The 6,383-nt window shown below is 69.1% G+C and carries 9 protein-coding genes and 1 pseudogene; all 10 read left to right on the top strand.

Translation table 11 applies throughout. The features are described 5' to 3' along the window. Positions 1-249, top strand: a pseudogene (locus tag AB0N02_RS47150) (hypothetical protein); the annotation flags it as partial. Beyond that, positions 246-539, top strand: a complete 294-nt coding sequence (locus AB0N02_RS47145; protein ID WP_363961709.1) for a hypothetical protein — start codon at positions 246-248, stop codon at positions 537-539. The pseudogene AB0N02_RS47150 and the gene AB0N02_RS47145, both read left to right, overlap by 4 nt. Then, the gene (locus AB0N02_RS47140) at positions 524-718 is read left to right on the top strand and encodes a hypothetical protein (protein ID WP_363961707.1); all 195 of its coding nucleotides are present in this window, start codon (positions 524-526) and stop codon (positions 716-718) included. The genes AB0N02_RS47145 and AB0N02_RS47140 overlap by 16 nt, the downstream gene beginning before the upstream one ends. Continuing rightward, positions 712-918 (top strand): hypothetical protein, encoded by a 207-nt coding sequence (locus AB0N02_RS47135; RefSeq protein ID WP_363961705.1) that lies wholly within the window; start codon positions 712-714, stop codon positions 916-918. Before AB0N02_RS47140 ends, AB0N02_RS47135 begins: the two co-directional genes overlap by 7 nt. After that, the gene (locus AB0N02_RS47130; protein WP_363961703.1) at positions 911-1,087 is read left to right on the top strand and encodes a hypothetical protein; all 177 of its coding nucleotides are present in this window, start codon (positions 911-913) and stop codon (positions 1,085-1,087) included. The genes AB0N02_RS47135 and AB0N02_RS47130 overlap by 8 nt, the downstream gene beginning before the upstream one ends. After that, a complete protein-coding gene (locus tag AB0N02_RS47125) occupies positions 1,084-1,554 on the top strand; it encodes a WhiB family transcriptional regulator (protein ID WP_363961701.1) in 471 nt (156 codons plus the stop codon). Before AB0N02_RS47130 ends, AB0N02_RS47125 begins: the two co-directional genes overlap by 4 nt. Beyond that, positions 1,551-2,345, top strand: a complete 795-nt coding sequence (locus tag AB0N02_RS47120; RefSeq protein WP_363961699.1) for a hypothetical protein — start codon at positions 1,551-1,553, stop codon at positions 2,343-2,345. The genes AB0N02_RS47125 and AB0N02_RS47120 overlap by 4 nt, the downstream gene beginning before the upstream one ends. Continuing rightward, the gene (locus AB0N02_RS47115) at positions 2,342-3,037 is read left to right on the top strand and encodes a hypothetical protein (RefSeq protein ID WP_363961697.1); all 696 of its coding nucleotides are present in this window, start codon (positions 2,342-2,344) and stop codon (positions 3,035-3,037) included. Before AB0N02_RS47120 ends, AB0N02_RS47115 begins: the two co-directional genes overlap by 4 nt. Continuing rightward, positions 3,037-5,949, top strand: coding sequence for a Helicase associated domain protein (locus tag AB0N02_RS47110; RefSeq protein WP_363961695.1), 2,913 nt, complete (start codon positions 3,037-3,039; stop codon positions 5,947-5,949). Before AB0N02_RS47115 ends, AB0N02_RS47110 begins: the two co-directional genes overlap by 1 nt. Next, the gene (locus tag AB0N02_RS47105) at positions 5,946-6,332 is read left to right on the top strand and encodes a hypothetical protein (RefSeq protein ID WP_363961693.1); all 387 of its coding nucleotides are present in this window, start codon (positions 5,946-5,948) and stop codon (positions 6,330-6,332) included. The genes AB0N02_RS47110 and AB0N02_RS47105 overlap by 4 nt, the downstream gene beginning before the upstream one ends. The last annotated feature ends 51 nt before the right edge of the window (positions 6,333-6,383 follow it).

The raw sequence follows: 6,383 nt of genomic DNA, 5'->3' as shown, positions 1-6,383 counted from the left end.
GTCGACCGCGCCAACAGGCCCTACCGCGGCGACGTGATGTTCAAGACGCCGCACATCGCCGACTGGGTCAAGGGCCGTCCGTTCGTGTGGCTGGACGACGACCTCACCGCACGGGACGAGGCGTTCCTGACCGACCATCCCGGCGTCGGCAACTTCCTGATCATCCACGTCGATGCCGAGCAGGGCCTCACCGATGACGACCTCGCTGAGGCCCGCTCGTGGCTGCTGATCCACGGGGGCGGCGCGTGATGCTGCTGGACCTCATCCCCTGGCGCGCGTTCATTGTCGCTGCGGCCGTGGTTCTCGGGATCACGGCCACAGCCGGAGCTGTGCACCTCATTCAACGGCGTCGCGCCCGCCGCCTTGTCGCTGAACTCAACGCCGAACGTGTCGCAGGCGAGCAAGCTGCCGCCGCTAGGAAAGCCCTTGGCCTTCCCGACCCGGGCGCCGTGGACGACTTCATCGAAACCGCTCTCCGCTACGACCGCGAGCAGGCGTGGCTCCGAGGTGAAGGAGGGCCGCCGTGGGAGCAGTCCTGATCGCCGCGGTCTGCCTTGCCGGCACCAGCCTGCTGCTGGTCGGCATGGTCCTGGCAGCCAACGACATCCCGGACCTTCACGACGTGTTCGCCGACGACGAGCTCGTGCTCGGCGGACGCCTGATCGTCGTGCTCAACGACGAGGCCGAACGACTCGCCGGGGAGGAGCCCCAGTGCTGACTTCCGAGGGCGCCCGTCCACTGCTGGTCATCCGCCCCGTGCGGAGGAAGAGCGGCCTCACGTGGCGTCTGGACATTCCCCGCACGGTTCCCGTTCACGGCCGCGCCGAGTCTTCCTCCCGCGACACCGTCCGCAAGGTCGCCCAGACGTTCGCTGACGAGTTCGGCTGCGACATCAAGGAGGTGGAACCCGATGAGTGACCTGGCTGCTGATCGTGCCCGCCTCGCCGCGCATCTGCCGTGCTTGGAGCGCGCCGCCGCGGATCCGGCCGCACCCATGCGGGTGCGTTCCCGGATCGCAGCCATGGCCGCACTTATCCGAACGGCTCTGAACACCACTGAACAGTCCCGAACGGAGGTGAACGAGTGACTGCCCCCACGATCGATCAGCTCCGCGAGTTTCGTCTCCAGGAGGGCTTTAGCCTCCGTCAGGTAGGGGAGCGGATGGGGGTCCACAGCTCCACCATCGGCTCGTGGGAGTCTGGCCGCTACCTGGCCACGCCAGAGCGGCTCCAGCAGTATGCCACCGCCCTCGGATGGCGCGAGCAGCGCCGCAAACCGCCGAGAACAGTCAACCGGGGCGCCGCCGCCCCCGCCACCAGCTGGCAGGAGCAGGCGTACTGCCGGGGGGTAGACCCGCAGCCCTTCTTTTCCAACGACGCCGTTGTCCAGCAGTACGCCAAGGACCTGTGCCGAGCCTGCAGCGTAACGGCGGAATGCTTGGAATGGGCTTTGGGGTGGGGAGCCGCCCAGACCGGTATCGCCGGAGGGTTGACTGATGAGGAGCGCAGCAGGCTCCGGAGGAACCTGAACCGGCGAGTGCGGGAAGCGCTATGACGCGCGCTCACGGAACGCTTGCCCGCTACCACGTCGACAAGTGCCGTTGTGAGCTCTGCTGCGCCAGGAAAAGCAGCTACCACACCGGCCGGACACGGCAGATCGCCTACGGCCGGTGGCAGCCCTACGCCGCCCCCGAATCGGCGCGTGCCCACGTCGCCTACCTGATCGGTTACGGCCTGTCGATCAACACGATCGCGGACATGGCCGGTGTGGATCACGAATGCGTATCCGATCTCATGTCAGACGCTCACGAGCGGGGACTACTGCCGGCCAGCGCTGAGGCGCTGTTGTCGGTGAGGTTCGACTTGGACTTAGTGCCGGGCCGGTCGTTCATCGATGCGGCCGGCACTCGCCGCCGCGTGCAGGCCCTCGCCACGCTCGGCCACTCCGTCAAGTCGCAGGCGACCGCATTGGGTCGCTTGGCTAACAACTTCAACGACGTTGTCACCCAGGTGCGGGTATTCGCCTACACGGCCCGGCAGGTGCGGGATCTGTACGACGAATGGTCGTCGAATCCGCCGCCGGACACGCACGGGGCGAAGGTGGCGCGCACTTTGGCCGCAAGAAAGAAGTGGCTGCCGCCAGCCGCATGGGACGACGACTGGATCGACCTCACCGACGCAGCCCTGGAGATCGAGCTGCGTCGGCAGGCCGAGTTGATGGGCGACGTTGAGGTGCGGCGCTGCTACGACGCCTTCCGCAAGAAAGGCGAACGATCTCCGCTGGTCGTGGCCGCGGCTCGTGAGTACGACCGGCGCCTGTACCGCAAGCAGGTGGCGTTCGCATGACCAGCAAGACCACAACAACTACCCTCACCCGCCTCCTCGACCACGTCGGTGACAGCCGTACCGTTATGCGGCAGCTCGTCAACGCGGTCGCCGCCGCCCGCGGCCTCACCCCGCCGTGGGACGTGCCGCCTGCCGTCGGCCTGGAGCCTCTGGGTGACCTCGCCGGGTGGGGCGTGGTCGAGCTGGGGGAGGCGCGACTCGGTCTGGCGTCCGCCCGACAGCGCGACGCCCACGGCATGGTCTACACCCCACCCGAGATCGTTGGCTTCCAGGTGCGGTCAGCAATGCAGGTGGCCCGCCTGGACCGCCTTGCGGGCAACCCCGGCGCGCTGCGGCACATCACCATCGTCGACCCGGCGTGCGGCCCCGGCATCTACGTCGTGCACGTGGCGCGGTACCTGGCCCGCTGGTACGCCGCCCAGCTTGCCGGGGCCGAGCCCGCGGACTGGATGGTCCGCATGGTCCTGCCGCTGGTGATGGTCGAGTGTCTCTACGGCATTGATCTGGACGAGGTGGCGGTGGATCTCGCCAGGTCGGTGTGCTGGCTGGAGATCGGCGGTGTCGAGCCGATCACCTTCATGGACGACAACATCGTGGTCGCCGACACCTTCGCCGAGGACCTCCCCGAGCGGGCGCCGAAGTTCACCGCCCGCTGGAACGCCGCTGGCGGCGCCGCGGTGGGGGTGTCCTGATGGCCCACCTACAGCCTCGACCGCACCAGATCGCCGCACTGGACGCGCTAGACAAGGCTTGGACCACCCACGACCGCGCGCAGCTGATCATGGCCTGCGGCACAGGGAAGACCCTCACATGCCGATGGCAGGCCATCCGGACCGGTTCAGCCCGCACCCTCGTGCTGCTCCCCTCACTGCTGCTCGTCGCCCAGACACTTCAGGAGTGGCGCCGCATAGGCCCGCCTTTCCAGGCCATCGTGGTGTGCTCCGACCCCGCCACCGCCACCGGCAAGGCCGAACGCGGCGAAGGTGAAGAGGAAAAGCAGGGTGAGGACCTGGCGGCGTTCTGGGTTCGTTCCCGCGCCAAAGTGACCACCTCCGTCGCCGCCGTCGCCCGGTTCCTTGAGGACGCACACCCCGACCGGCCGCAGGTGGTGTTCTCCACCTACCACTCCTGCCCGGTGGTGGAACGGGCGCAGCAGCTGGCCGGCATCGGCCCGTTCGATCTGATGATCTGCGACGAGGCGCACCGCCTCGCGGGCCTGCCCGCCGGAGCATTCCAGGTCCCGACCAACGGGCAGCGCATCCGCGCCCACCGTCGGCTGTTCACCACGGCGACCCCGCAAATCGTGACCGGCGCCGACACTGTCCTGTCGATGGACGACGAGGCGGTGTTCGGGCCAGTCGCCCACACCTTCACCTTCGGCGAGGCGATCGACGCCCGCCAGCTCTGCGACTACCGGGTCGTAGTCGTCGGTCACCGGCCCGGCACCGGCCGAATCAGCGAGGCCCTCCCCGCAGTCCTGGTGAACGCGCTGAATCGGTTCAACCTCCGCCGCCTGATCACCTTCCACGGCCGTGTCGCCAAGGCGAAAGCATTCGCCGACCTCATGGATGGAGTCCAGCTTGCGGACGGGCGACGCGTCGGGGCCCGCCATGTCTCCGGCTACATGCCCGCCGACGACCGCAAGCACGCACTGACATGGCTCGGCCAAGACGCCCCGCAGCCGCGGCTGCTGAGCAACGCCCGCTGCCTCACCGAGGGGGTGGACGTGCCGGCCGTCGACGGCATCATTTTCGCCGACCCGTACTCTTCCCCGATCGCCATCACCCAGGCGATCGGCAGGGTCCTGCGCCCGGCTCCGGGCAAGTCCATCGGCACGATCATCGTGCCGGTCGCGGTCGACACCGACGATGACGACAGCGCGCTTGCCAGCTCCACATTCGCCCACGTCTGGGCCGTCCTGCGGGCGCTGCGCGCCCACGACCCGCGGTTCGTCCGCGAACTCGACACCGCGGCACGGGAGGTCACCCCCCGCGGGCCGCGCTCGCTTGAGCGGGTCCACTTCCTGCTGCCCGAGGACATGGACCCGGCCGCGCTGCTGGTGCGCGTGGTCCGTGAGACCGGGCTGGCGTGGGAACGGTTCTACGCGCTGCTGCAGGACTACGCCACCAGCGGGACACACTACGTCTCCGCCAACCTGGTCTGGAAGGGCGAACACCTCGGCAAATGGGCCTACCAGCAGCGCATCGCCCACAGCAAGGGCGTGCTCACCCCTGACCGGATCCGCCGACTGGAAGCCGTCCCCGGCTGGGCATGGACCTGGTCCTCCTCCCAGTGGAACCGCACCTTCGCAAGACTGGCCGACCTGGCGCGCGCACGCGGTGGCCTGGAGCAGCCAGCCGACGCCCCCTCCATCTACGACGGCGTTAAGGCTGTCTCAGGTGAATCTTTGGGCTGCTGGGTCGCCAACCAGTGTCAACTCCACCGTGATGGTGTGCTCGCCCCGGAGTTGGCCGCTCGGCTTCAGACCCTGCCCGGGTGGAGCTGGGACCGCGGACTACCTCCCGGCGACATCGCACTGATCCAGGCCCTGCGGCAGTATGCCGAGTTCGAAAAGCACGCAGACGTCCCCGAGGGCCACCGCGAGGACGACCTGCCGCTCGGCCGGTGGGTCCTGTCGGTACGGCGCCGCAACATCACCGGCCACCTACATCCGGCTCTGCCTGACGAGATCGCCGCCGCGACACCCCGAGGCCGCAAAGGCCAGCCGACGTTCTCCTGGCGGGCCGCTGAAACCCGGTGGCGGCTGGCCGCCTCCGCACTGCGCCAGTACGCCGACCGGGAGGGGCACGCCGCCCCGCCAGGCCTTCACAAGGAGGCTCTGTCCGACATCGTCATCAGCCTCGGCCAGTGGGTCGCCCGGCAGCGCTTCCTGTACCACCGGCAGCAGCTGGACGCCGAATACGTGCGTCGCCTGGAGGCCATGCCTGGCTGGAGCTGGGCGGGGCCATGGGCCAGGAACGACTTCGGTGAACCCCTCGACCTGGGAGGCCACCCGCACGGCACAGCGAAGGGCATCGCCGCCGGATGCCCCTGCGCCACGTGCGTCCAGGCGCGCCGGGCCGCCGACCGCGAACGCCTGGCCGAGCGGCGGCGCCGCATCATCGACCCGGTGCCCTCTGCCGCGGCCCGCCGGCATCTGCAGACGCTTCACCGGGCGGGCGTCAAGACGACGGCGATCGCCGGTGCGTCCGGGGTGCCGCTCGGCGTCATCAAGCAAATCGCCGCCGGCCAGGAGGCCATCGCCCGGTCGCACGAGGCCGCACTGTTGGCCACCACCGTGGACGCCTGCGCCCAGGATCTCAAGGTGGGGAGCCGCGGCCGGCTCGTCCACCCTGACAACGAGACCATCGATGCCGGCCCCACCTGGGAGATCATCAACGGCCTGAACGCGCGCGGATTCGGGGTCACCTGGATAAGCCGGGAACTCGGCTACGCCCACGGTTTCCAGTTCCGCAAGGACATGATCACACGCCGGAATGCCAGAGCCATCGCCGACCTGGCCGAACGTGTCGGCGACCTGACCGCGCCCGACCGGCGTCCACTGCCGCCACTGGCGGAACTCCTGACCGGAGTGCTGTTGTGACCCGCCGCCAGCAGTCTCGCGGCCACGCGTATGACCCGCGCTGCATCGCCTGCACTGCCCCCGCCCGGCTGGCCGCGTGGCTGGCCGACCAGCAGGCCCGCGCTGACGCCTACGCCGCAGAGGCGAGGGAGATCAGGACTGCGGCCGAGGAAGCACGCAAGGCGTTGCTCGCCTTCCATCCGGACAGCCCCAGCGAGTGGCGCCAGTTCGCTGACCGGCAGCAGGAGCACATCGGGATGTGCGCCCTGGCCAACGTGTACGCGTTGCGAGCGATTGAGATCCATGACCACGCCAGTCGGGTCGAGGCCGCGCACCCCGCCCCTGCTGGCGAGGTCACCGCTGCCCAGGACGCCCTGTTCGACCTGGCGGGAGGCGCATCATGACCACGTCTTTCTCCGCCCTCCCCTTCTCGGGGAGGGACTCAAGAAGAGGAG

The sequence above is a fragment of the Streptosporangium sp. NPDC051022 genome, from assembly GCF_040683035.1.
Classification (GTDB): domain Bacteria; phylum Actinomycetota; class Actinomycetes; order Streptosporangiales; family Streptosporangiaceae; genus Streptosporangium.
Note: the sequence above shows the minus strand (reverse complement) of the source record. Positions and strands in the feature narration are given on the sequence as shown.

Coding starts and splice junctions, on each gene's coding strand:
- AB0N02_RS47130 (WP_363961703.1), top strand. CDS start 911: ATGAGTGACCTGGCTGCTGATCGTGCCCGCCTCGCCGCGCATCTGCCG.
- AB0N02_RS47120 (WP_363961699.1), top strand. CDS start 1,551: ATGACGCGCGCTCACGGAACGCTTGCCCGCTACCACGTCGACAAGTGC.
- AB0N02_RS47115 (WP_363961697.1), top strand. CDS start 2,342: ATGACCAGCAAGACCACAACAACTACCCTCACCCGCCTCCTCGACCAC.
- AB0N02_RS47110 (WP_363961695.1), top strand. CDS start 3,037: ATGGCCCACCTACAGCCTCGACCGCACCAGATCGCCGCACTGGACGCG.